The sequence below is a fragment of the Pseudidiomarina aestuarii genome (assembly GCF_003987355.1).
In the GTDB taxonomy this organism is placed as follows: domain Bacteria; phylum Pseudomonadota; class Gammaproteobacteria; order Enterobacterales; family Alteromonadaceae; genus Pseudidiomarina; species Pseudidiomarina aestuarii.
In genome coordinates, this window is sequence record NZ_PIPR01000004.1 from 1 (window position 1) to 23,761 (window position 23,761).

22 protein-coding genes and 1 rRNA gene are annotated in these 23,761 nt (G+C 49.7%); 14 read left to right on the forward strand and 9 right to left on the reverse strand.

Features of this window, described 5'->3' with window-relative positions; genetic code table 11:
• The 3 genes from rrf to CWE22_RS10985 all read left to right on the forward strand — a co-directional run.
• Positions 1 to 86: ribosomal RNA gene (gene rrf / locus CWE22_RS12215) — 5S ribosomal RNA — on the forward strand; the annotation flags it as partial.
• Between the two features lie 271 nt (positions 87 to 357).
• The gene (locus tag CWE22_RS10980) at positions 358 to 3,075 is read left to right on the forward strand and encodes an Ig-like domain-containing protein (protein ID WP_169931539.1); all 2,718 of its coding nucleotides are present in this window, start codon (positions 358 to 360) and stop codon (positions 3,073 to 3,075) included.
• 35 nt (positions 3,076 to 3,110) lie between these two features.
• Positions 3,111 to 4,568 (forward strand): OmpA family protein, encoded by a 1,458-nt coding sequence (locus tag CWE22_RS10985; protein ID WP_169931540.1) that lies wholly within the window; start codon positions 3,111 to 3,113, stop codon positions 4,566 to 4,568.
• Between the two features lie 69 nt (positions 4,569 to 4,637).
• On the opposite strand, the gene CWE22_RS10990 is transcribed toward CWE22_RS10985, so the two are convergent.
• A complete protein-coding gene (locus CWE22_RS10990; RefSeq protein WP_169931541.1) occupies positions 4,638 to 5,387 on the reverse strand; it encodes a Crp/Fnr family transcriptional regulator in 750 nt (249 codons plus the stop codon).
• A gap of 370 nt (positions 5,388 to 5,757) precedes the next feature.
• On the opposite strand from CWE22_RS10990, the gene CWE22_RS10995 reads away from it, so the two are divergent.
• Complete coding sequence (locus CWE22_RS10995; RefSeq protein WP_169931542.1) at positions 5,758 to 6,330, forward strand: YceI family protein; 573 nt, start codon at positions 5,758 to 5,760, stop codon at positions 6,328 to 6,330.
• Positions 6,331 to 6,377: 47 nt separating this feature from the next.
• Here the strand turns inward: CWE22_RS10995 and CWE22_RS11000 are convergent, their stop codons facing one another.
• Genes CWE22_RS11000 through cyaY form a run of 5 tightly spaced genes read right to left on the reverse strand, consistent with a single transcriptional unit; the run spans position 6,378 to position 10,776 of the window.
• Positions 6,378 to 7,535, reverse strand: a complete 1,158-nt coding sequence (locus tag CWE22_RS11000; RefSeq protein ID WP_169931543.1) for a heme biosynthesis HemY N-terminal domain-containing protein — start codon at positions 7,533 to 7,535, stop codon at positions 6,378 to 6,380.
• Complete coding sequence (locus tag CWE22_RS11005) at positions 7,532 to 8,680, reverse strand: uroporphyrinogen-III C-methyltransferase (RefSeq protein ID WP_169931544.1); 1,149 nt, start codon at positions 8,678 to 8,680, stop codon at positions 7,532 to 7,534. The genes CWE22_RS11000 and CWE22_RS11005 overlap by 4 nt, the downstream gene beginning before the upstream one ends.
• Entirely contained in the window at positions 8,677 to 9,459 is a 783-nt protein-coding gene (locus tag CWE22_RS11010) for a uroporphyrinogen-III synthase (RefSeq protein ID WP_169931545.1), read from the reverse strand. Before CWE22_RS11010 ends, CWE22_RS11005 begins: the two co-directional genes overlap by 4 nt.
• Before the next feature lie 52 nt (positions 9,460 to 9,511).
• Positions 9,512 to 10,453, reverse strand: coding sequence for a hydroxymethylbilane synthase (hemC, locus tag CWE22_RS11015; protein ID WP_169931546.1), 942 nt, complete (start codon positions 10,451 to 10,453; stop codon positions 9,512 to 9,514).
• Positions 10,450 to 10,776: an iron donor protein CyaY gene (gene cyaY, locus CWE22_RS11020; RefSeq protein ID WP_169931547.1), complete on the reverse strand. Its 327-nt coding sequence runs from the start codon at positions 10,774 to 10,776 to the stop codon at positions 10,450 to 10,452. The genes hemC and cyaY overlap by 4 nt, the downstream gene beginning before the upstream one ends.
• A 105-nt stretch (positions 10,777 to 10,881) precedes the next feature.
• Here cyaY and lptM point away from each other — a divergent pair, with 105 nt between their 5' ends.
• The 7 genes from lptM (at position 10,882) to uvrD (ending at position 17,677) form a co-directional block, all read left to right on the forward strand.
• Positions 10,882 to 11,007, forward strand: coding sequence for an LPS translocon maturation chaperone LptM (gene lptM / locus CWE22_RS12205; protein WP_420821061.1), 126 nt, complete (start codon positions 10,882 to 10,884; stop codon positions 11,005 to 11,007).
• Positions 10,997 to 12,256: a diaminopimelate decarboxylase gene (gene lysA / locus CWE22_RS11030; protein ID WP_169931549.1), complete on the forward strand. Its 1,260-nt coding sequence runs from the start codon at positions 10,997 to 10,999 to the stop codon at positions 12,254 to 12,256. Before lptM ends, lysA begins: the two co-directional genes overlap by 11 nt.
• 11 nt (positions 12,257 to 12,267) lie before the next feature.
• Positions 12,268 to 13,074, forward strand: a complete 807-nt coding sequence (gene dapF, locus CWE22_RS11035; RefSeq protein ID WP_169931619.1) for a diaminopimelate epimerase — start codon at positions 12,268 to 12,270, stop codon at positions 13,072 to 13,074.
• Positions 13,071 to 13,772, forward strand: a complete 702-nt coding sequence (locus tag CWE22_RS11040; RefSeq protein WP_169931550.1) for a DUF484 family protein — start codon at positions 13,071 to 13,073, stop codon at positions 13,770 to 13,772. Before dapF ends, CWE22_RS11040 begins: the two co-directional genes overlap by 4 nt.
• A complete protein-coding gene (gene xerC / locus CWE22_RS11045) occupies positions 13,759 to 14,664 on the forward strand; it encodes a tyrosine recombinase XerC (RefSeq protein WP_169931551.1) in 906 nt (301 codons plus the stop codon). The genes CWE22_RS11040 and xerC overlap by 14 nt, the downstream gene beginning before the upstream one ends.
• A gap of 21 nt (positions 14,665 to 14,685) precedes the next feature.
• On the forward strand, positions 14,686 to 15,411 hold the full coding sequence (locus CWE22_RS11050) for an HAD-IA family hydrolase (RefSeq protein ID WP_169931552.1): 726 nt from the start codon (positions 14,686 to 14,688) through the stop codon (positions 15,409 to 15,411).
• Positions 15,412 to 15,481: 70 nt separating this feature from the next.
• Positions 15,482 to 17,677, forward strand: a complete 2,196-nt coding sequence (gene uvrD / locus CWE22_RS11055; protein WP_169931553.1) for a DNA helicase II — start codon at positions 15,482 to 15,484, stop codon at positions 17,675 to 17,677.
• Here uvrD and rarD read toward each other — a convergent pair.
• Positions 17,653 to 18,552, reverse strand: coding sequence for an EamA family transporter RarD (gene rarD, locus CWE22_RS11060; protein WP_169931620.1), 900 nt, complete (start codon positions 18,550 to 18,552; stop codon positions 17,653 to 17,655). The two genes, uvrD and rarD, sit on opposite strands and share 25 nt — an antisense overlap.
• 146 nt (positions 18,553 to 18,698) lie before the next feature.
• Between rarD and recQ the strand changes: the two genes are divergently transcribed.
• Positions 18,699 to 20,516, forward strand: coding sequence for a DNA helicase RecQ (gene recQ / locus CWE22_RS11065; protein WP_244596065.1), 1,818 nt, complete (start codon positions 18,699 to 18,701; stop codon positions 20,514 to 20,516).
• Positions 20,517 to 20,520: 4 nt separating this feature from the next.
• On the opposite strand, the gene CWE22_RS11070 is transcribed toward recQ, so the two are convergent.
• Positions 20,521 to 21,144 carry a LysE family translocator gene (locus tag CWE22_RS11070; protein ID WP_169931554.1) on the reverse strand — a complete coding sequence of 208 codons (624 nt, stop codon included), beginning with the start codon at positions 21,142 to 21,144 and terminating at the stop codon, positions 20,521 to 20,523.
• 157 nt (positions 21,145 to 21,301) lie between these two features.
• On the opposite strand from CWE22_RS11070, the gene CWE22_RS11075 reads away from it, so the two are divergent.
• Positions 21,302 to 22,291 (forward strand): Vgb family protein, encoded by a 990-nt coding sequence (locus CWE22_RS11075; protein WP_169931555.1) that lies wholly within the window; start codon positions 21,302 to 21,304, stop codon positions 22,289 to 22,291.
• Here CWE22_RS11075 and CWE22_RS11080 read toward each other — a convergent pair.
• Positions 22,271 to 22,651 (reverse strand): diacylglycerol kinase, encoded by a 381-nt coding sequence (locus CWE22_RS11080; RefSeq protein ID WP_169931556.1) that lies wholly within the window; start codon positions 22,649 to 22,651, stop codon positions 22,271 to 22,273. The two genes, CWE22_RS11075 and CWE22_RS11080, sit on opposite strands and share 21 nt — an antisense overlap.
• A 104-nt stretch (positions 22,652 to 22,755) precedes the next feature.
• Between CWE22_RS11080 and CWE22_RS11085 the strand changes: the two genes are divergently transcribed.
• The gene (locus CWE22_RS11085; protein WP_169931557.1) at positions 22,756 to 23,742 is read left to right on the forward strand and encodes a hypothetical protein; all 987 of its coding nucleotides are present in this window, start codon (positions 22,756 to 22,758) and stop codon (positions 23,740 to 23,742) included.
• Positions 23,743 to 23,761: the final 19 nt, after the last annotated feature.

The window sequence follows — 23,761 nt, forward strand, 5'->3', positions numbered from 1 at the left end:
GACTCCATTCCGAACTCAGACGTGAAACGCTTCAGCGCCGATGGTAGTGTGGGGTCTCCCCATGTGAGAGTAGGACACCGCCAGGCTTCAAATAAACAAACCTCAGCCCAATGGGCTGGGGTTTTTTTATGTGCGCTGCGCGCACACGCTACTGGCTACTAGCTATTAGCTACTCGCAAAGCCAAACCAGTAGCTAATAGCTAGTAACTAGTAACGCTTTTCGCTCTTCGTTTTTTCTATGTGCGCAACCGCACAGACAGTCCTCCCGGATAAGCAGATAGTTGTCGTCGAACCGAACTCTGAATCACACAGAAGTGGTCGGCAATGCAGTTCAACTATACCGAGAGGATTTATCTTATGTGTTCCAAACTATCTAGCTTCTATGGCATCAATAAATGGCTGATGCTGGTTTTGATCAGTACTTTTTTGGCTGCCTGCGGAGATGATGGACGCGATCCTATTCTCGGCAATGCGGGCAATGTTGCTTTGTCACCCACTGTGACCGCGGTTACTCCGGTAAACAACGCGACGAACGTTACGGTAACGGGCACGCAAGTTACTGCGCAGTTCAGTCAAGCCGTCAATCCATTGACAACCAGTACGTTTACACTGACTTGTGCAGGCTCATGTACTAGTCCTACTGGTACCATTACCATGAATGGCGCAAGCAACATCGCGACCTTCAATATAACCAATCCAGCTGTGCTAAGTGAGTCCACTGTCTATACCGCCACTATTCAAAGTGCGACAAGCAGTGTAAATGGCTTAGCCTTAGCTAATCCTTACACATGGTCATTTACCACCGGTTTAATACCGGATACAACCATGCCACGGATTACCGCGACTGATCCGGATATAACGTCGCCAGGACCTACCGCGAATGTTCCAGTCGATACGGCTATCGCAGCAGTGTTCAGTGAGAACATGCTCGCCACAACAATTAATAGTGGTAGTTTTACTGTCACCTGCGCAGCGCCATGCGCAGCACCAGCGGGTGCAGTGACTTATGACGTCAGCAGTCGCTCAGCGATCTTCACTACAGAGCAGGATCTCGCGTACGAAACAACCTATACCGCGACGATGAAAAGCTCGGTTACGGACCTAGCTGGCAATCAACTTGCTGGCAACCAAGGTTCTGCTACCACTGCAAGTGATTATGAGTGGCAGTTTATGACCGGTGTTGCACCAGACACAATTATGCCGCGTATCACCGCAACAGTGCCGTTAACGACCATTCCGGGTCCGACACCGGGGACACCTGTTAATACACTGGTTTCAGCAGTATTCAGCGAAGCCATGATGGCGTCTACCATCACGGATGCAAACTTCACTGTAACCTGTGAGACTCCCTGCGTTAATCCAACGGGTGATGTGTCCTATGAGAGCGCAGCAGCAACCGCAGTCTTTACACCAGACGCAAATCTAGAGTGGGAAACCACCTATACTGCAACTATGAACAGCTCAGTGACGGACCTTGCCGGCAATGAGTTAGCTGGCAATCAAGGTGCAGTAGCTGAATCTAGTAACTATGTGTGGCAATTTACGACAGGCTTAACGCCAGATATAACTCGTCCACGTGTGACGTTAACAGAACCATTAACGACGACTCCTGGTCCGACACCAAATGTTCCAGTGAACACTGCGATTACTGCAATATTCAGTGAGGATATGCTTCCCGCTGGCGTGACGGATGCTAGTTTTACAGTCACCTGCGAAACCCCTTGTGTATCACCAGTCGGCGAAGTGAGCTATGTAGTGGGTTCGCGGAGTGCAGTATTCAATCCAGACCAAAATCTGGAAGAATCGGCGACCTATACCGCTACACTAGCGAGCACCATTACTGACGTTGCAGGCAACCAACTTGCTGGTAATCAAGGTTCGGTTAATTCTGCCAGTGACTATGTCTGGATGTTCACGACAGTTGCGCCAATGCCAGTGAACACCATCTCCATCATGGATACAGATCCGTTAAATGCTGGAATGCTTGCTGTTTGTCCTAACGCCAGTATCAATGCGACTTTCGAAATTCCGTCAGGTACGCGTCTGAATCCGACCACAGTCAATGACATGACGTTTCTCATCACAGAAGAAGCTGATCCGTTAAATACCGTGACCGCTGAATCTATCCAGATTGATGTCGATACCGGCACCATCATTACCTTCATTCCACAGCAACAATTAGACGAAGATGTCACCTATCGAGCGACCATTGTCGGTGGCGTTGATGGTGTGAAAGACCTCATGGTACCGGGCAATGAAATGCTCGAAGACTACTTATGGACGTTCACTACTGTGCCAGCAACCGAGAGTTGCTTGCAGCCTATCGATCTGCAATCAGCAGCTCCATTTGGTACTTTTGGTGGTACAGCCGGTGCAACTAACCAAGGCTTACTGACCGTTATTAACGGTGACCTAGGTACTACGGCTGTGTCGACTGCAGTGACTGGGTTTGTTTCTGGTCCAGGTTGCGAATACACCATAACGCCACTAAATGAAGGTCAAGTGAATGGTAATATTTTCACTTCACCTCCACCACCAACAGTTGCGTGTCCTCAGGACGGTACTGCGGTAACTGCTGCGATAGCCTCGCAAGCACGCCTTGATGCACAAGCAGCTTACCTAGAACTCACACCTGCCAATCTTCCAGGCGGGCAGAATCCAGGTAACGAAAACTTAGGTGGCCTCACTTTAGAGCCAGGTATATACCGTGCCCAAAGTGGTGCCTTCCTGATTCAAGGAAGCGATTTAACGCTTGATGGATTAGGTAATCAGAATGCCGTGTTCGTCTTCCAAATGGCGACCACACTAACGGTCGGTGGACCGGGTGCTGATTTCCCGCAAAGCGTTATTTTGATCAACGGCGCTCAAGCCAAGAATATTTTTTGGCAAGTTGGCAGTGCAGCCACAATTAACGCCGCAGGTGGAGGCACTATGAAGGGCACCATCATCGCACAGGAAGGTGTAAGCATCTCTACCGCTGGCAACGTCAATATTGTGACGTTAGATGGTCGAGCATTGTCTCTTGGTGCAGCAGTGACAGTAGTAAATACCGTTATCAACGTACCTGCAGAGTAATGGACAACACCAACAAGGTTTCAGTGGAGAGCAACATGAAAACGAATAAAATTACCCAAGCAATTAGCGCACTGGTCTTAGCTGGTATGACATTACCAGCAGTCGCGGCAGATCAGGATGGTTGGTACATCGGTGCCGGTGGTGGTGCGTCACGGGCTACTATCGCGGAACAGGAAATTAGAGCAGATTTAGAAGCTTCTGGTTATGAGGTTACTCGTTTTCGCTTCGATGACCGCGACTTTGGATACAAGATCTTTGCTGGATATCAGTTCAACCAATACTTTGCCATGGAAGGCGGGTATTTTGACTTAGGCAAGTTCAATTACGATGCGGAAACGATTTCGTTAGGCGTTAAGACGGGAGAGCTGGATTTTCGCGGTTGGAACCTCGATTTTATGGGAATACTGCCCATCACAGAACAGTCTTCGTTGTTTGCTCGTATTGGTGCACATAATAGTAAATCGACAGTTGATTTTGTCGGCACGGGTGCTGTAAATGTTCTGACGCCGCAATACCGCAAACGCAGTACCGATTATAAATTTGGCGTCGGCTATCAATATCAAGCGAGTGAGCACATGGCGATTCGTTTTGAAGCTGAGCGCTATCGCATGGACGACGCGGTCGGCAACCGTGGCGACATCGACTTCTACTCGATGAACGTGATTTATCGTTTCGGCGGTTCACGTCATGTTGCAGCTGCACCTATTTCACAACCAGCACCTGCTCCGGCACCAGCAACTGTTGTAGCGCCGGTACAACCTGTAAATACGCAATACTGTAGCGATCTTGAGATTAAGTTTGAAATCGCAAACAACGATATTGAGCGGGTTAATCGTGAGCATATGTTGGTCTTAGCGACGTTCTTAAACAAATATCCAGAAACAAAAGCCAAAATTGAAGGCCATACGGATAGTGTTGGTAACGACTCTGACAATCTGAAATTGTCACAAGAGCGCGCGCAAAGTGTTGTTGATTATCTCGTGCGTGAAAACAACATCAATCGTAATCGACTTACAGCGGTAGGTTACGGTGAAACGCGACCCATCGCAGATAATGCGACCAATCAGGGCAAGCAAGCTAATCGTCGCATCAATGCTGTGATCGGTTGTGCAACGGATATCGAGGGACTCGAGCCGCTACCTGCGCGCATTACGTTGGCCATGGAGTTGGAATTTGCTACAGATGATTCAACGATTCAGTCAAAGTATCACGATCAACTCGGAACGGTCGCAAAGTATCTGCAAACCAACCCTGAAGTGACGGCGACGATGGAAGGTCATGCGGACAATACTTCTCCAGAGAAAGCTCAATCAATTTCGCGCGCACGCGCGCAAGCAGTTGCTGACTACTTAGTGAAGCAATTCAAGGTTGATCGTTCAAGACTTTATGTTGAAGGTTTTGGCACAACGCGTCGCGATTCCTACAACGCAACAGCGTCAGGACGTCAGGATAATCGCCGAGTAAATATTATTATCGGTTATCCGAAAAAGTAATATCGTGTTTGTTGTGTTTGAACGTGTGTCGGACTGAATCAGTTCGGCACACGTTTTTTTATGAGTCATTCAACGCTCTGGAAGATAATTTAGTATGCGCTCACACTCCAACTTGACCACGTCGTAACATTCACACGAAAGTGTCTCGAGTTTGGGTCGATCGATAACGGTCATGCGGCCGCGATGATACTCAATTACCCCCATTTTTTGCAGTTTTCCTGCAGCAACAGAAACCCCTTCGCGGCGAACTCCGAGCATATCGGCGATAAGTTCCTGCGTCATAGTCAGCACATTTGTTGGAATGCGATCGAGTGATAGCAGCAGCCAGCGGCATAATTGTTGATCAACGGAATGATGACGATTACAAACAGCCGTTTGAGCCATTTGTGTCATCAATGATTGGGTATAACGCAACAGCAAATGGTGTAGCTCGCTATGGCGATTAAATTCTGTCTTCAACAACTGAGCTGGTAACCGATAGGCATGCCCTTCGCTCTGCACTACCGCGCGGTTGCGAGTGCTACCACCACCCATGAAAAGGGGGACCCCGAGCATGCCATCATTGCCGACTACGGATATTTCAGCGGAGTCACCATTTTCCATAATGTAAACTAAAGAAATAATCGAATCAGTCGGGAAATAGACAAATTTTAGTTCGTCACCAGACTCGTAGATACAGTCACCGAGCGTTAATTCAACCAGCTCGAAGTGGGGGGTTAGTCGTGATTTAACATCGTCAGGTATCGCGCGGAGCAAGTAATTTTGTTCCGTGAAAGGAAGTTTATTCTCTGGAGCATCCCGCTCACTCGTCTCATTCAAGTGCTACTTCTTAGTTTAGGTGAAACCTTACTAAACATAATAGCTTGTTTAGACTATTGTGTATGCCTAATGTCGCAAATAGATGCAATCGCGGCTGTTTTCTTAACGCCTATACGGTACCGGTGAGCGCTGCTACAGGTGCTCGACTAATTTTTGGATAGACGCTTGTGGCAAGCCGAACTGGAAAGCAGGGCTAATCTGTATACGCTTGAGCTGTGTCTATCGTTAACGACCGATATACCGACTAAAGGTTCTAAATATTCGAATAATAACTATCATTTTAATAGCTTTTACTTGTATTTAATTGAACTAAAATAGAGACCTCTACGTTATTCATACAGTCTACGTTTATCAGAATGAGGAGGGTGTTATGAAGAAATTAGTTCTAGTCGCAGCAATGGCGGCTGCATTGTCAACGACAGCGGTAAAAGCTGAAGATTATGTAATTGATATTGAAGGTCAACATGCTTTCGTTCAATTCAAGATCAGCCACTTAGGTTACAGTTGGTTGTTAGGTGAGTTTAACGACTTTGAAGGTACATTTAGCTACGACGAAGCGAACCCAGCAGCGGCAAGCGTGAATGTGACTATTGATACCGCAAGTATTGATAGCAATCATAAAGAACGTGATGAGCATTTGCGGAGCGACGATTTCTTAGCCGTTGAGCAATATCCAGAAGCCACATTTACTTCTACGAGTTATACACCGAACGAAGATGGTAGTGCGATATTAGCTGGTGATCTCACTTTGCGTGGTGTCACCAAGCCAATTGAAATCATGGTTAATGAGATTGGCGCTGGACCTGATCCTTGGGGCGGCTTCCGCCGTGGTTTCGAGGGTTCAGTAACGTTAACACTTGCTGATTTTGGCATAGACTACAATTTAGGACCCGCAGCGAAGACAGTTGACCTTTACCTTTCTATTGAAGGTGTGCGTCAATAATTCCGCATTAAAAACCGCCCTCAGTTCTGTCTGAGGGCGCGTCTTTTCTACGCTTTCTTCCATGCTTGCCGATAGGCATTTACCGCACCAGCAGTATCACCTTGTGCTTCATAGGTGCGAGCTAAATCAAGCTGAACGCGAGAGGAAGGGGCAAGCTCAGCAGCTTTTCGTAACGCCCGCTGCGCCAACGCATAGTCACCGGTTTGAAATGCCAACTGACCCAATGCGTGCAGCAGGAATGGATTATCGCCATCTTTTTTCAGTGCGTCCTGCAAGTAATCACGCAGTTCAGTACTGGGTTTCAGCAGGTTTGCCTCGATTAAGTTTGGCAATTTCAGTTCATTTCGCTTCAAACCTCGTGCGACCACTTTGCCCGCCGCTTCGTATTCGTTAAAGAGGTGTAATGCGGTCACGTAAGCGCGTCGAACTGCAGGCTGTCGCCGAGTATCCCGAGTGAGATTCTGCCAAAACTGTTGTAATGCACTACTACTGCTACGGCCGTGCTCAACGAACACTTCGTAGTAAGCTTGTTCAGTGAGACCATCCAAGTCAGTCGCCGATAGCGCTTCTAAACGTTGAGCATTCGGCAATAGCTCAATCACTTGAGTCCACCGATGATGCCGCTGCAGTGCTTTCAAGGCCAGTCGCAATAGTTCTGGATGTTGTGGGTGCTTCACCACTAATTCATTCAGTATCGTGAGGTGTTGACCTGAGAGTTCAGGGGCACTGCGCAACGATAAAATGGTTCGAGCGAGTTCGAGCTCATCGGCCCGGTCCACTTTGGCCAGCCAATCTTGTGCTTGCTTCAAGTCACCATGTTGTTGTGCGGCATAACAGGCAAGCAAGGCATCACTGCTTTGCTTGCGTAATTGCCAGGTGCGGTTGAATGCTGCTGAAGCAGCTCGATAATCGCCACTCAGCAAGTGATTGAGACCTTCTTGGTAGGCATTTGCCGCTTTGGCTTCCCGACGTTGTCCGAACCAACGCATACCCCATTGAGTTCCTCTGACGATACGAGCCACAAAGCGCCACACTGCGCGCAGAATAATGATGGCTAGCAATAGTAAAACAATTGCCGCAACAAGGCTTAACTCAATAGTCCAACCCAGCGCTGAAATGAGCACATAACCGGTATTCCCGGCCCACAGTGGACCGAGAATGAGCCCCGCTATGAGAACAATAACAAGAGCGATGCCTTTTCTCATGAGCTTGCCTCCGCCCCTGCGTTACGGGCGAGACGCTCAATCAAGTCCAGAGACTCGAGATCAGCAGGATAGTCTGGACGCAATTGTATTTGTTGCAGACTTAACAATGTCTCGCGGGCTGTTTGGAGGCGTTGGTCAGGGGCACTTCCCAGAGTTTCCAGTAAGCGTAATGCTTCTTGAATAGAGGCCTCGAAGACCGCTTGACTGCCTGCTAGGGCTGCTTGCTGTGCGAGTTGAAGTTGCAGCAACAAACGCTGTTGCGACAGTGCGACAAAGCTATCACTCAACAGTGGTGTGATCGGTTGCTCTTGCCGTTGCACGCGAATAAACTGGTCCATCAAGGTTTGGCCTGAGCGCTGTAAACTTGCCCACCAACCTTCCACTTCAGGACGTTCGATAGAGTCAGCAAATGCACTGACCCGACGCTGATACCAATCGGCATCGGCAAGCTGCGTGCGAACACTCGTGAGAATCATGGCTGCAGATTCGCGCTGATCACTCGGTAATCCACGCAGCGCCATGATGTCATTGGCGAGCGCTTGACGAGCTGCCATGTGTGCAGGATTGTTCAGAGCTTCCAAATGAGATTGCGCCAACACGAGCAGTTGTAGTGCGGCGCCTAAATCGTGCTCGATCCATAGTCGAGTTGCTGCGCGTTGTACTAAGTTTCTAGCCTCGAACAGTCGCCATGTTGACGCTTGACTTAAATCAAGGTTCGCAACTTCTGCCTGCACGCTCTGCACGGCACGTTGTAACTGGTCAAGATTCGCAGCTTGCTGGTTGAGTTGGCGCTCTGTGGTCGCGGAAAATGCGTCCAATTGACTTTGTATTTGCTGCTGTTGTGATCGTTGTGCGGAGGTCAATCGCTCATCAACAGAATCTTTAAGATTCTCTAAATCAGACGCTTGGCGCGAGAGTGTTTGGCTTTGTGCCTGCCATTGTGGCCATAAATAATAGTATGCAGCCCAGCTAATCGCACCAATGATGAGTAATAAAATTACGACAGCACCCCAACCGGAATTTGAACTAGAGCGGGTGGTTGCCGGCTGCTCTTTGGGCTTGGTTGGTTTGGGCTTAGGTTTCGGCTTAGCGTCAGCTTCCGTGGTCAACTTCGCGTCTTTTTCACCGGGTTCGCTTGTGCTCATAATTTTGTGTTCCCTTGATACATCTGAGTTGCTTGTTGCCAGGCTTCAAACATGGCAAACGTTGCTGCGCTTTGCGCGACCACCGCGCGTTGGCGCAATGGTCCTGGTAATAATGCGGCGAGCCGGTCACTGGCAACAACCCAGTAACAGTCTGCTAACCAGCTTAGCTGCTCACGTGGTATTGCTGCAAGAAAATAGCCGAGTTGCTCGGCGCTACTCACTACAATACCACGGACGTGCTGGTGCCATTGCGTCAATTCAGCCGCGCTTATCGGGTGTGGTTTGCGCTCATAGACTTCGAGATAATCGACAGTAGCACCGCGCGCTGTCAGGGTATCGGCAAGTAATTCACGGCCACCTTTACCACGCACAATCAGCCAGCGCTGCCCAGCGATCTGGTTCAATTCGGGTAACGCCAGCAATGCTTCACTGTTATGCACCCGTTGTGGACAAGTCACCGGTCGTGCGACGACACGTGCAATTGCCCGTGCACTAGTAGGACCTACCGCAAACCAACGCGCTACCGGAGCAGTCAGGTTCTCACGTTGCATTTGCTCTGATAGAAATCGTGCGGCATTCACACTCACCATCAACGCACCGGAGTAGCGTTTCGCTAACACGTCAGAGGTGCGGACGCGCGGGTCATCAAAGGCGACGACATCAACCATACTACAAATATGCGTTTCAATAGGTTGCTCGGTTTGCTGAAGAAATTCCTGTTCGAGCGCTTTCGCTTGATCATGAGGTCTTAAAATTAATACGCCGTGCTTTGTCGTCATCAGACCCGCCGCTTGCTATGAAAATTGTCGCAATAAATAAGTGGCAATGAAATTAGGATTGCAGCTCGTTAGCTGCGTACACTTCTTGTAAAATTTTGCCTGCACCACGAGATAACAGAAATTCCGCTAACTCAGTGCCGAGGGCCTCAGCGTCATCACGATGCCCACGGATATCTCCCTCAATAATTTCACTGCCATCCGGACGCCCGACCAGACCTCGCAGTACAATGTCATCCCCCTCAAGTTCGGCAAAAGCACCAATCGGCACCTGGCAACCGCCTTGTAAGCGCCGGTTCATGGCGCGTTCGGCTAGAACACAACTGCGAGTATCAGCACAAGTCAACGGTGCTAACAACGCTTTGGTATCAGCATCATCACTGCGGCACTCAATGCCAAGGACGCCCTGACCATTGGCCGGTAGACAAATATCAACCGGGATCCGCTGTTTAATACGTGCACTTAAATCGAGTCGAATCAGGCCCGACGCCGCCAGAATAATGGCATCAAACTGCCCTTCATCAAGTTTGTTGAGTCGCGTTTGCACGTTACCGCGAAGGTCATGAACCACTAAGTGAGGGTAATGTGCCAATAGTTGGCATTTACGTCGCAGGCTACAAGTACCAACAATCGCCCCTTTCGGCAAATCATCCAGTTGTGCGTAATGGTTTGAGACAAACGCATCACGTGGATCCTCGCGCTCGCAAATACCGAATAACTCCAGCCCTGGAGGAAATTCAACCGGTAGATCTTTCATGGAGTGAACGGCTAGATCGGCACGCCCTTCGAGCATGGCCACTTCAAGTTCCTTAACAAATAGTCCTTTACCACCGATTTTCGCCAGTGGTGTATCGAGAATGACATCGCCACGTGTCGACATGGGGAGTAACTCTACGGAGACATCCGGATGCAATGCCTCGAGTCGTGCTTGAATATGTTGAGCTTGCCACATAGCTAGCAAGCTTTTGCGGGTTGCTATACGTAGCACTCGATTCATGCCGCACCTGGTTTCAGCGTGATCTCAGTGTCTGCCTGTTTACTTGCGGCCTCACTCAACAGTGCCCACAGTTCGGCACCAGTACGATTATCAATCCATTCAGTACCACGCCATTCGAAGTGATGACCGTTAAATTTAGTTGCAACCCACAATTGCATCAGAGGTGGTTGCTTATTGATGACCATTTTCGTGCCATTGGGAAACGTCAATTCCAAGATATCGCCGCCAGACTCGGTATCGATGTCGACGCCGCAGGCTTCTACTGCTTCCTCAATGGCTACAATAGTTGCTTCAGCGAGTTCGTGATATTCATGTTCTTGCATGTCTACTCCTAATAATGACATTTGCGCGCCGCGATGCGATGATAAGCGCATTCAACGACGCTTTTGCAGATAGAGTACAGTTTAACGATGTTTCGCCAGAAAGTAATGTATCTGATGATTTTAGCAGCAATGCTGACCCTAGTTGGGTGTGGACAAAAAGCTCCACTCGACCGTCCACTTGAGCCACCTGCAGAAAACCAGCCGGCAGAGCAGTCAAACCATGGCATTTGAGTATCGGAATGGTTCGTTGCATGCCGATGCAGTCGACCTCAATCAGTTGGCTCACGACTACGGTACGCCTTTATACGTGTACTCGGCGCAACAGATCCGTGCGAATTGGAAGCAATTTGCCGATCATTGGCCACAGCCTCATCAACTTTGCTATGCGGTGAAAGCGAATAGTAATCTTGGTGTCTTGCACTTACTAGCGCAACTGGGGGCTGGATTTGACATCGTTTCTGGCGGCGAACTCGCGAGAGTCATTGCTGCCGGTGGGAAAGCGAGCGCCACGGTGTTTTCTGGAGTCGGAAAAAGTAAGGAAGAAATAGCTTACGCGTTGGAGCAAGGCATTGGTTGTTTTAATGTCGAGTCTGCAGCTGAGCTTGAGCGAATCAATGAAATTGCCGCTGCAAAAGGTGTTATGGCACCAGTATCGTTTCGTGTGAATCCAGATGTGGATGCCCAAACGCACCCTTACATAGCCACCGGGCTTAAAGCCAATAAGTTTGGTATCGCCATGCAGCACGCCAAAACGGTGATTCGGCGCGGAGCGGAAATGAGTCATATCCATGTGAAAGGGGTTGACTGCCACATCGGTTCGCAAATTTTGACAACGCAACCGTTTCTGGATGCCGCCGATCGAATGCTACAACTCATTGCAGATGTGCGTGCAGAAGGTATTGAGATCACGCATTTGGATATGGGCGGTGGCGTCGGAATTCCATATCAACAAGAAAAATCACCAGCAGTAAGTGAGTACTTACAAGCGCTACTTGCGAAGGCAGCCCAGTTCGATAACCTCACTTTGATGTTAGAGCCAGGCCGAGCCATTGTTGGGAATGCCGGCGTACTGCTCTCCAAAGTGGAATACTACAAGCCGGGTGAGGAAAAGAATTTTCTATTGGTTGATGCAGGCATGAACGATCTCTTGCGTCCGGCTTTATATCAAGCCTACCATCAAATTGTTGCGGTCAACGAAGTGCCCGAAAGCTCACCTTCTGATCGCCTCGTGGATGTGGTGGGGCCGGTTTGTGAAACAGGTGACTTTTTTGGACATGCGCGACATTTGTCAGCCAATCAAGACGACATCATTGCCATTTTAAATGCGGGCGCTTATGGTTTTACCATGAGTTCTAATTACAATACGCGACCGCGCGCAGCTGAAGTCATCGTCGACGGCGATCAGATTCATCTTGTGCGGCAACGTGAACGGTTAGCAGACTTGTGGAAGGGTGAGAGCATCATGGGAGCGAAGCAGTGAATTTTTCGAAAATGCACGGCCTCGGTAATGACTTCATGGTGGTCGATAATGTCACTCAGAATTTTTATGTGAACCCCGACCAAATCAGGCAATGGGCCGATCGTCATCGCGGTATTGGTTTCGATCAATTGCTCGTAGTTGAGCCGCCATACGATCCTGAGCTTGATTTTCATTACCGAATTTTTAATGCCGACGGATCGGAAGTTGCACAGTGTGGGAACGGCGCACGGTGCTTTGCACTGTTTGTTCGCAACAAAGGTTTAAGCAACAAAAACCACCTTAAAGTCAGTACCAAAGCGGGTAAAATGGTATTGCATTTCGAACGTGATGGCCGCATTACCGTCGAGATGGGCATGCCCCAATTTGAACCGCAAGCCATCCCATTTAAAGCGAATAAGGAAGAACAAACCTACTTACTGCGTGAGAACGATCAGACGTTCTTTTTTGGCGCAATGAGCTTAGGTAATCCACACTGTGTTATTGACGTAGATGATGTCACCACGGCGCCAGTCGCTGAATGGGGCGCATTACTGACTACGCACGAGCGTTTCCCAGAGGGTGTGAATGTAGGTTTTGTGCAGCTTGTGGATCGTGATCATATTAAATTGCGGGTCTTTGAGCGCGGTGTCGGCGAAACTCAAGCGTGTGGCAGTGGCGCATGTGCTGCTGCGGTACTGGGAATGCGCCAAGGCAAACTGAATGAACAAGTGGAAGTTGAATTGCCAGGGGGAATCCTCAGTATTCGTTGGCAACCGGGACAACCGGTGCGAATGACTGGACCCGCTGAGCATGTATATGATGGACATCTAAAGCTATGAGCCAAGAAGCAAAGAACGTAAAAGCTGAACAACGTGTCGTCGACGACAGTCTGATTGCAGACTACTTGCAAGAAAACCCTGATTTCTTCGAGCGTCATCCGGAGTTGCTACAAGTGATGCGGTTACGTCATCAAGAGCGCGGTGCAGTCTCACTGGTTGAACGCCAACAAACGGTGCTACGCCAGCGCATTGCACAAATGGAAGACGAAATTACAGAGTTGATGACTACCGCGCGTCGTAACGAAGAGCTGTTTACCTACTACAGTGAATTGTATGTAAACCTGCTGAAATGTCATTCATTAAGCGAGGTAATGGACTGTTTAGAGGACACCTTCGCGAAGCAACTGAACATGCCAGCATTGTCGTTAAAGTTTTTTGATAGCCCGCTCGAATTAGCGGAACAGTTTACCTTTGCAGCCGATACTCACAAGCAACTATTGAGTAAACGCTTTGCTGGTGACTCCATTTATTTAGGTCGCCTCACCGCGGATGAGCAGCGCTTGCTATTTCCGCAAGAAACCATCGCCTCAGTAGCATTGCTGCTACTCGGTGATCAAGGTGAGTTAGGTATGTTGGCTATCGGGAATCATGATGCCAGCCATTTTGAGCCTGCCATGGACACATTATTGGTGAAACAGCTCCAAGCATTACTCAGTATGTTGTTACCTCCGCTGTTGGCGCATCATGATATTAGCTGAGGCGCTGAATCGATTCCTCAAACACCTCACCGGCGAGCGTGGGCTCGCCGAACATACCCTGAATAACTATCATCGAGTTTTAGCTGCCGACATTGAACAGTTATCGGCAGATGGCATTGAGAAACCCCAGCAATTTACGTTTACCGCTGCCGAGCGCCTGTTTATTCAATGGCGTCGCAGTGGTTTGGGCGATGCATCGCTGGCGTTGCGTCTAGCGGCGTGGCGCACCTTCTGCGATTTTATGCTGCGGGAAGGCTTGCTGAGTGATAATCCAGCTAAGCAGCTCAAAGCACCACGCAAAGCCAAGCGTCTACCGAAGAACCTTGATGTTGATAGCATTAGCCAGCTGCTGCAATTGCCGACTGATGAGCCGCTAGCGATTCGTGATGCTGCAATGATGGAGCTGTTGTATTCCAGCGGACTGCGACTTGCCGAGTTGGTTGCTCTGGATATTGACTCGATTAATCCACGACATCGAGAGTTGCGGGTGATCGGTAAGGGCAGCAAAACGCGTATTGTTCCATACGGTCAGCACGCTCATGATGCGGTGCAACGGTGGTTGCCCGTTCGGTTGCATTGGTTGAACGGAAATTTAACCGAAACGGCTCTATTTATTAGTCAACGCCAACAGCGAATTAGTCCGCGCACAGTGCAGCAGCGTCTCAACTTCTGGGGTGAGCAACAAGGGTTATCGAGCCATTTGCATCCGCACAAGCTGCGCCACTCGTTTGCTTCACATATGTTAGAATCGAGCGGTGATTTGCGGGCGGTCCAAGAGTTGCTGGGGCATGCTAACTTGAGCACCACGCAGGTTTATACGCACCTCGATTTTCAACATCTCGCAAAAGTTTACGATGGCGCCCATCCGCGGGCGCGAAAAAAGTCTGAATAGCAACCCGAATAGGAAGTAGTCATGCAGTTTTTTCGTCGCTGGCGTCCAGTTAAAGCATTGAGTTTTGACCTGGATGACACGCTCTACGACAATGTTCCCGTGATTCAAAATGCTGAGCGTGCGCTACACAACTATTTGGTTACCCAGCATCCTGAAACCAGCGAATGGAGTGCTGCTGATTGGCAGCAACGTCGTATTGCTATGATGTGCCGCGATAGCCAGTTGGCGGCAGACATGACCGCACTTCGCATTGCTGTATTGGCGGAGGGCTTTACCGAGTGCGGTATTGCCCAGCCACAGCAAGCAGCAGAGGCTGCTATGGCAGAATTTTTGCGGCATCGTAATAATGTCTCCATCGCGCCTGAGGTTCATCAAGCATTGGCGCAGTTGAGTGAGCACTACCCTTTGTACGCGCTCAGCAACGGCAACGTCGATATTGAAGCGATAGGCCTACGTGATTACTTCACCGCGACCTTTCAGCCACAACGAGGCCGACGTGGAAAGCCACACCTGGATATGTTTCATGAAGCGCAACAGCAAGAGTCGAAGTTAGCGCCAGAGCAATGGTTGCATATTGGCGATAGCCCCTCTGCCGATGTACTGGGAGCCAAACGCGCCGGCTGGCAAAGCGCATGGTACGAACAGGGTTTGTATCGTCCGGAGCAACTGCTGGTTCTACCGACTCTGAGTTTTGCAGATCTCAAACAATTGACTGAGTTTCTGCTCACTCCCACAGCACGCCGATAACTGGTTGCATATACAGTATCGCGTCAGTACACTGCCAAGTATTCCAACACGAGACGAAATGATTGTGAGCATGCAGCATCCACTTCTTGCCGAACTCAATGATAAACAATGCGAAGCCGTTGCCGCACATGAGCGACACATGCTGGTGCTTGCTGGCGCTGGCAGTGGTAAAACGCGAGTTTTAGTGCACCGTATTGCCTACCTAATGCAAGAGCAGCAAGTTTCACCGTATAGCATTCTAGCTGTGACCTTTACCAATAAAGCCGCTGCAGAAATGCGGGGACGTATTGAGAGTTTAATCGGCTCATCAACCCGCGCCATGTGGATTGGTACCTTTCACGGTCTCGCGCATCGGTTGCTGCGTGCACACTACATGGATGTCGGTCTACCGCAGAACTTTCAAATTCTCGACAGCGACGATCAACAGCGATTAGTGAAACGAACCATTCGCAGTTTGAATCTCGATGAAAAGCGTTGGCCACCGAAACAAGCGCAGTGGTTCATTAACGCGAAAAAGGACGAGGGTCTGCGCCCACATCATTTAGATGGTTATGATTTTAACGAGCGTACGCTCAAAGAAATTTATGACGCCTATCAAGTTGCCTGTGACCGGGCGGGTTTAGTCGACTTTGCCGAATTGTTGTTGCGAGCTCATGAATTGTTGCGCGATAACGCCATTGTTCGAGAACATTATCAACGCCGCTTTCGGCATATTTTGGTAGACGAGTTTCAAGATACCAACTCCATCCAATACGCTTGGATCAAGCTCTTTTCCGGTGTCGGTGAGAGTCAGGGCGCTACAGGTTTCGTCACTATTGTGGGTGATGATGACCAATCGATTTACGGCTGGCGCGGCGCTAAGGTAGAGAATATCCAGCAATTCATGCGGGATTATCCTGATGTATTGACCATTCGACTTGAGCAAAATTATCGCTCAACCAGCACTATATTGCGGGCTGCTAATAATGTTATCGGCAATAACCAAGGCCGGCTCGGTAAAGAGCTGTGGACTGATGGGTCCGCTGGCGAGCCGATTGATGTCTATGCAGCATTTAATGAGATGGATGAGGCGCGTTATATTGCCGGGCGCATTGAGCAGTGGCGAGAGCATGGCAATGCGCTGACCGATGTCGCACTGCTGTATCGCAGCAACGCGCAGTCACGAGTGTTGGAAGAGGCCATGCTCCACGCCCGAATTCCGTATCGAATTTATGGTGGGTTGCGCTTCTTTGATCGCCAAGAGGTAAAGGATGCTCTGGCATATTTGCGCCTGATTGCGGGTCGTAATGATGACGCCGCATTGGAACGTGTCATCAATACGCCAACGCGAGGCATTGGTGACCGGACAGTCGGCATCATCCGTGAGGCAGCGCGTGATCGCGGTATCACGCTTTGGGATGCCGCGCGGCAGTTGGTGACCGAGAAGACCTTAACCGGCCGGGCCGCGAATGCGGTCGGTGCGTTTTTAGCGTTAATAGACACTCTGGAGGATGAGACCGGTGATTTCGCCTTGGGGCGTCAGGTCGATGTGGTCATTAAACGCAGTGGATTAATGGCCATGTATGAGGCCGAAAAGGGCGAGAAAGCTGAAACGCGTGTAGAGAACTTAAAAGAGCTCGTCAACGCTTGCGACCATTTTGCCGAGCCAGAAGAAGCTGACGAGAATATGACGCCTCTTAACTCGTTCCTCGCGCATGCAGCATTGGAGTCTGGCGACGAACAGGCCGATGAGCACCAAGATGCAGTGCAGCTCATGACGTTACATAGTGCAAAGGGCCTTGAATTTCCGTTGGTATTTATGACAGGTGTAGAAGAAGGCTTATTTCCATCGCAACAATCGATGGACGAGGCTGGCCGGCTCGAAGAGGAACGGCGCCTCTGCTATGTGGGGATGACCCGTGCTATGCAAAAGCTGGTGATCACCTATGCGGAACAACGCCGAATTTACGGTACCGACATGCTTCACCGAGTTAGCCGATTTATCGGTGAAATGCCCTCTGATGCGCTGCATCATGTGCGTATGAAAGTGCCTGCGTATAGCAGTCCGTCTGCACCAGCGATGGGCCGTTTTCACAGCGGTGCGAGTCATGAAGCTTTTGAACAAACGGGCTTTCAGCTGGGGCAGCGGGTTCGGCACAGCAAGTTTGGTGAGGGCACTGTGTTGAATTACGAGGGCACCGGCCCACAAAGTCGAATCCAAATTAACTTCGACGATGCGGGCAGTAAGTGGTTAGTCGTTGCCTACGCGCGTCTCGATCGCTGTTGAAAAATCAACGTATCCAAACTGTAGATGGCCAACGCTACCCAGATAATGGCGAAGGTCATTAGCTTACTTTGTTCAAGCGGTTCGCCATAAAGCCAGACTGCAAGAATAAACATCAGTGTAGGGCCGATGTATTGGAATAATCCGAGCGTGGAGTAACGGATGCGTTGAGCGGCGGCTGTAAAGCACAACAGAGGTGCGGTAGTCACCACGCCCGCTGCAACCAAGAGCAAGTTCAGCGTCCAAGTGTTGTCGAATAGGTTGGAACTCGCTGATTCGGCGAGACCAAATAGATAGAACAACATTAATGGCAATAAAATCATGGTTTCGAGCCACAGCCCAGTAATGGAATCTACGGGCAAACGCTTGCGAATAGCGCCATAAGTGGCAAAGCTGGAGGCTAGGATTAACGCTATCCACGGCACCGAACCATAGGTCACCACTTGAATCAGCACGCCGATCACTGCCAACGCAATCGCAACCAATTGCATGGTGCGCATGCGTTCACCAAAGAACACCATGCCAATGGCTACGTTTAGTAGTGGGTTTATGTAGTAGCCCAGGCTCGCATCTAAGATCAGGTCATTGTTAATGGCCCAGATGAACAAATACCAGTTTCCACCTAGTAGAAATGTGGCAATGGTTAGGCGCAGCATCTGTTTGCGATTCGCCAGCACAGGCTGGATCCGATCCATGCGCTTAAGTCCGATAATCAACAGCAATACCAATAGAAATGACCAGATAATACGGTGGCTTAAGATCTCCATCGCAGGCACGTTTTCAAGCAGCTTAAAATAGATGGGAGCAACGCCCCACATCGTGTAAGCAGAAATCGCGAAAATTACGCCTTGGCGACTGCGAGCAGCAGTATCGGTCATCACAGATGTATACTCGTATCAGAACGTATGAAATGTGCGCAGTTATCGCCAGACGATTCCGTCTTTTACCTTTTGCCGGTGGTACTTGCGCAATGGGATGCATACAATAGAAGCAATCCCACAATGCGTCAATTGGAGTTCTACTTTTGTCTGAGTCTAATCTGCAATCTATCCTTGCCAAAGTATTCGGCTACACCACCTTTCGGGTGGGCCAACAGCAAGTGATCGAAGCAGTTCAGGCAGGTCGTGACGCACTGGTTTTGATGCCGACAGGTGGCGGTAAGTCGCTGTGTTATCAATTGCCGGCTATCCAAGGTGCTGGGTTGACCGTCGTTATCTCGCCGCTCATTTCTTTAATGCAAGATCAGGTTGAAGCGCTACAAGCCATGGGCGTTGCCGCTGCTGCATTGCACAATGGGATGAGTAGCGAGCAAACACAAAGCATCATGCAACAACTCAACAGTAACGAAATACGGTTACTGTACGTCAGTCCAGAACGAGTGCTATTGCCCTATTTCGTTCAGAATTTACAGAATTGGCAGGTTGATCTGATTGCGATTGACGAAGCGCACTGTATTTCACAGTGGGGTCATGATTTCCGCCCAGAATATGGTCAGCTCGGACAATTACGCGAAGCCCTACCTCAAGTTCCCTTTATGGCACTAACGGCAACCGCTGATGCTGCCACCGAGAAAGACATTGGCGTGCGTCTGCACTTGCATGACCCAGTGGTCTACAAAGGCTCCTTTGACCGCCCGAACATTCGCTATGTGGTGGAAGAAAAGTATAAGCCCCAGAAGCAATTACGTGACTACATTGCTCGGCAACGTGGTGCGTCAGGTATCGTTTATTGTGGTTCACGGAAACGGGTTGAAGAGCTCGCTGAACGATTGCGCAAAGACGGCTTGCGAGCAGCTGGTTACCATGCAGGCATGGAGCATAGCGAGCGAGAATTTGTGTTACGGGGTTTCGTTCGAGATGACATCGATGTGGTGGTTGCGACCGTTGCATTTGGCATGGGTATCAACAAACCGAACGTACGTTTTGTCATTCATTTTGATGTGCCGCGTAGCATTGAAGCCTATTACCAAGAGACCGGCCGAGCTGGGCGTGACGGGCTTCCGGCCGAAGCTGTGTTGTTGTATGACCCCGCTGATGCAGCGTGGATCCGCAGTATTATGAATGACCACCCTGATGAAGAACGTCGCCGTGTGGAGCAGCAAAAGTTCGCTGCGATGCAGGCACTTGGTGAAGCGCAAACCTGTCGTCGACTTGTATTGCTCAATTATTTTAATGAATACAGAGAGCAGTCGTGTGGCAATTGCGATATCTGTCTTGATCCACCTCAGCAATACGATGGTACTGTCGATGCACAAAAAGTGCTGTCCTGTGTTTACCGAGTATCACAGCGCTATGGAACGAATCATATCATTGATATTTTGCGCGGGAGCAAGTCCCAAAAGCTCACCGATGTTGGGCACGACAAGCTTTCTACCTATGGAATTGGTGCCGATCAATCGCATGAATACTGGCTGGGCGTGATTCGGCAGTTAATTCATCGTGGCCTGCTGGTGCAAAACGTCGCGCAATACGGCGTATTGCATTTAACTGAAGCTGCGCGCCCAGTTCTGCGCGGTGAGATCGCTTTGCAACTCGCTCAACCTCGAATCAATCTCGTGGTGACCAAACCACGTGTCGCCGACCGAGCCGACTATGACAAAGTGTTATTCCGTCGCTTGCGAGCCTTACGCAAAGCCATTGCTGATCATGAGGAAGTACCACCTTTCGTTGTATTTAACGACACCACCTTGGTGGAGATGGCCATTCAATTCCCGACAGACGAAACCTCGTTACTGGCCATTACCGGTGTTGGCCAAAAGAAGCTCGAGCGCTATGGACAAGAGTTTCTTTCGGCTATCACGGCATATCTCGATGCCGATGATGAACCGCTGGTCACATTTTAAAGCATTACCATGAGCGAGCTGTGTAGAAATACCAAAGCTCTTGCAGTACTGGCACGATAGATGCGACCAGTATCAGCCCCATAGTGATATTGAAAATGCGCTGCAGCAAAGGTTTGGACAGCACTTTTCGCAGTAAACTGCCAAACACCAGCCACACGCCCACACATGGAAATGCCATGAGCAAGAACGCCAGTGTAATAGCGAGTACCTCGAAGTACTGATTACCTGTCACGGTGGTATAAGTTGCAACGGCGCCAGACGCCATCATCCACGCTTTACCATTGACCCATTGAAAAAGAACTGCCTGCCAAAAACTGAAAGGTTTCTTCTCGCCGCGCTCGATAGCCTTGGGTTCAGCACTAGCGATATGCCACGCTAACCAGAACAAATAAACGACGCCCACTACTTTGATTAGTTGATGCAAATTGGGGAAGCGGTCGAATATCACACCAAAACCTAGACCAACCAGCAGCACCATAAACGGGAAGCCCAGACAAATACCGAGAAAATGTGGCAGGCTGGCGCGAACCCCGTAGTTTACACCGGAGGACATGATCATAATGTTATTCGGCCCGGGTGTGACCGTGGTCGAAAAGGCAAAGAACAAAACAGCGATGAAGATATCCATAGGGCGACAACACGACTCGTGAACAGTGAACAGTGAATAGATAGTAGCGAAAATATCGTGGTTTTGAACTACTTTAATGGCAGCAGCGTAGCCAGAACATATGCATTTTGCGAATATCCAGTAGCTAATAGCCACTAGCTAGTGTCGAGGAGGATTTATGCTTGGAATGACATTTGCTTTATTACTTGCCGCTGAGGCACCCGCTACCGTCGAAATTACCGAGTGGCAGGTGCCTTGGGAACAATCGCGTCCGCGTGACCCCTATGTCGCCGGACCTGATGAGGTTTGGTTTGTCGGGCAACAAGCACATTACGCAGCTATTTTGACGCCATCTACGGGTGACATGAAGCGTATCGATTTGCCAGACAATGCTGGCCCGCACAACATCATTGTGGATGATCGCGGCGCTTGGTATGCGGGTAACAAGGCCGCGCACATTGGCTTTATCGATCCAGACGACTACAGCATTACCAAGCACATGTTACCCGGTGACGGCCGACGCGATGTCCACACCATGGAGTTTACCAGTGACGGTGATATCTGGTTTACCGCACAAGGCGCCAATCAGGTCGGTCATTTTGATGCTCAAACCGAAACGATCAAGCTCTGGGACGTTCCCACCAATCGTGCCCGCCCCTATGGATTGATTGTCCACAATGATTTGCCGTGGTTGACGCTGTTCGGCACGAATAAACTTGCGACCATTACCGCAAATGGCGAACTTAAAGAAATCCAATTACCGCGCGATAATAATCGTCCACGTCGCATTGGCATCACCAGTGATGGGAATTTGTGGTACGTCGATTATGTAGGCGGTTTTGTGGGTCGTTATAACCCTGAAACCGAAATGATAGATGAATGGCGAGCGCCCGCCGAGGCACGCTCTATGCCTTACGCCATGGCAGTCGATGACCATGATTATGTCTGGTTTGCAGAAACCGGCGTGCAACCAAACCGGTTGGTAGGCTTTAACACCAAAACGCTAGAATTTACGCAGCCTTTTGAGGTGGAAAGTGGCGGCGGCACCATTCGCCATATGGTGTTTGATAAAGCGAGTCAAAGCCTCTGGTTTGGTACCGATGCTAATACCGTCGGTCGCGCAAAAATAAATCATGGTGAGGCAGTGTCAAGTAACCAGGCTCCATAACCATGGACCAAGAATCACTAACCATGTGATTAGAATATTGATCAGTGCGAACATGACAGCGGCTGAGGCGATATCTTTGGCTTTGCCGCTGAGTTCATGCAGCTCAGGCCCAATGCGATCAATCGCTGCTTCAACTGCCGAATTTAGCAATTCGACAATGATGAGTATCAACAAACTACCGATCAATAAAGCAAGCTCGGTGCCTCGCGCCGGCGAAACGATCGCCACAACCAATAACACTGCACAGAGCATGAAGTCTTGACGCACGGCGGCTTCCGACTGCCAAGCGGCTTTGAGTCCACGCATGGAGTTTGCCGTTGCGCGAACAACCCGAAGTAAGCCTTTTTGACTAGGTTTCATGCTGAGTCCTTATGAATAGGGTTAACTTGTGCGATAGTCACTACAGTGTACGATATCCATGAAGACTTAAGAAATGCTTAAGTGTCAGCGCAAGGAAATTGCAGATGGCCACAGAAAATCATTGGCAAGTGGTCCCCTTCGACGAGTTTGAGTTGCCGTCCGCTCCTGCTCGCACGATTATGCAAAAGGGGCTTGATAAGTTTAAACGAATTGTTGGTATCACCAAAAGTGAGCAAAACGACAGTCAACAGGACGATGCTCCACATTATCGCGAGTTTGACCGTGCGCCAGCGGTCGCTGCTTTAGAAAGCTCCTTCGGTGATTGGGCCGACGACGACAATGCGACTTCGGTACGGTGGTTGATTAGCCCGCCATATTCCGGAGCGGGACAATGTGCGCGTGACTGGGCTAAACAACGGCAATGGACGTTACCTGAACCGCCACCTGCCGAGAATTTAAGCCAGGATAGCCTAGCGGCATGGCAAGGCCCGAAAAAAGGCCAGCCCTGGGTACTAACAACGCTTTCTGCATACTGGCTACGTGACACGCAAAGAATGACATTCCTGCGGACTCTACTCGCTGCACTCATGCGTGGAGATTTCGGGAAAGGTCTGGTGGTGTGTGACAGTTGGACGTTCGCGTTTATCCAGCGCGCATGGACCTTTGAGATCCCCCATTCATACTGTTTTGCCGCAGCAACGCCAGAATTACTCCAACAAGTTGGTATTGAAGCACGAACTAAGCAAGCTCGGGAGTTGCTCGCTGAAACGCGTGGAAACCTAGGTGTTACGATGGCAATTTGGGCGCTGCAACAGCAAGAAAATCCAACTCGACCTGAATTGCCGCGAGACTGTAACGATTTTACTGCTTTTATTCTGCATTCCTTGTTATTGCATCATGGCCTCAGTGAGCAGCAATTGATAAGCGTCTTGCCTCTCATTCCGGCTGCACAACGCAATGTGCAACTCGCCAATTTGGCTGCACACCACATTATCGAACCAAAAAATAATCAATGGCGTGTTGCTGTAACCGCATATCCGTTGGTTCGGGACATGCTTGCCGGTCGTGGTTTTTGGCTGGATCAGTTTTAGGACTCGCAGCGGGAGTTAA

What these genes read in the sequence shown, in the direction of transcription:
- hemC (WP_169931546.1), bottom strand. Translation starts at nt 10,453, where the DNA reads ATGAATCGAGTGCTACGTATAGCAACCCGCAAAAGCTTGCTAGCTATG.
- CWE22_RS11070 (WP_169931554.1), bottom strand. Translation starts at nt 21,144, where the DNA reads ATGGATATCTTCATCGCTGTTTTGTTCTTTGCCTTTTCGACCACGGTC.
- CWE22_RS11080 (WP_169931556.1), bottom strand. Translation starts at nt 22,651, where the DNA reads ATGAAACCTAGTCAAAAAGGCTTACTTCGGGTTGTTCGCGCAACGGCA.
- uvrD (WP_169931553.1), top strand. Translation starts at nt 15,482, where the DNA reads ATGCAGCATCCACTTCTTGCCGAACTCAATGATAAACAATGCGAAGCC.
- CWE22_RS10985 (WP_169931540.1), top strand. Translation starts at nt 3,111, where the DNA reads ATGAAAACGAATAAAATTACCCAAGCAATTAGCGCACTGGTCTTAGCT.
- CWE22_RS11005 (WP_169931544.1), bottom strand. Translation starts at nt 8,680, where the DNA reads ATGAGCACAAGCGAACCCGGTGAAAAAGACGCGAAGTTGACCACGGAA.
- lysA (WP_169931549.1), top strand. Translation starts at nt 10,997, where the DNA reads ATGGCATTTGAGTATCGGAATGGTTCGTTGCATGCCGATGCAGTCGAC.
- dapF (WP_169931619.1), top strand. Translation starts at nt 12,268, where the DNA reads ATGCACGGCCTCGGTAATGACTTCATGGTGGTCGATAATGTCACTCAG.
- xerC (WP_169931551.1), top strand. Translation starts at nt 13,759, where the DNA reads ATGATATTAGCTGAGGCGCTGAATCGATTCCTCAAACACCTCACCGGC.
- lptM (WP_420821061.1), top strand. Translation starts at nt 10,882, where the DNA reads ATGTATCTGATGATTTTAGCAGCAATGCTGACCCTAGTTGGGTGTGGA.
- rarD (WP_169931620.1), bottom strand. Translation starts at nt 18,552, where the DNA reads ATGACCGATACTGCTGCTCGCAGTCGCCAAGGCGTAATTTTCGCGATT.
- CWE22_RS11085 (WP_169931557.1), top strand. Translation starts at nt 22,756, where the DNA reads ATGGCCACAGAAAATCATTGGCAAGTGGTCCCCTTCGACGAGTTTGAG.
- CWE22_RS11010 (WP_169931545.1), bottom strand. Translation starts at nt 9,459, where the DNA reads ATGACGACAAAGCACGGCGTATTAATTTTAAGACCTCATGATCAAGCG.
- CWE22_RS10980 (WP_169931539.1), top strand. Translation starts at nt 358, where the DNA reads ATGTGTTCCAAACTATCTAGCTTCTATGGCATCAATAAATGGCTGATG.
- cyaY (WP_169931547.1), bottom strand. Translation starts at nt 10,776, where the DNA reads ATGCAAGAACATGAATATCACGAACTCGCTGAAGCAACTATTGTAGCC.
- CWE22_RS11000 (WP_169931543.1), bottom strand. Translation starts at nt 7,535, where the DNA reads ATGAGAAAAGGCATCGCTCTTGTTATTGTTCTCATAGCGGGGCTCATT.
- CWE22_RS11075 (WP_169931555.1), top strand. Translation starts at nt 21,302, where the DNA reads ATGCTTGGAATGACATTTGCTTTATTACTTGCCGCTGAGGCACCCGCT.
- CWE22_RS11050 (WP_169931552.1), top strand. Translation starts at nt 14,686, where the DNA reads ATGCAGTTTTTTCGTCGCTGGCGTCCAGTTAAAGCATTGAGTTTTGAC.
- CWE22_RS10995 (WP_169931542.1), top strand. Translation starts at nt 5,758, where the DNA reads ATGAAGAAATTAGTTCTAGTCGCAGCAATGGCGGCTGCATTGTCAACG.
- CWE22_RS11040 (WP_169931550.1), top strand. Translation starts at nt 13,071, where the DNA reads ATGAGCCAAGAAGCAAAGAACGTAAAAGCTGAACAACGTGTCGTCGAC.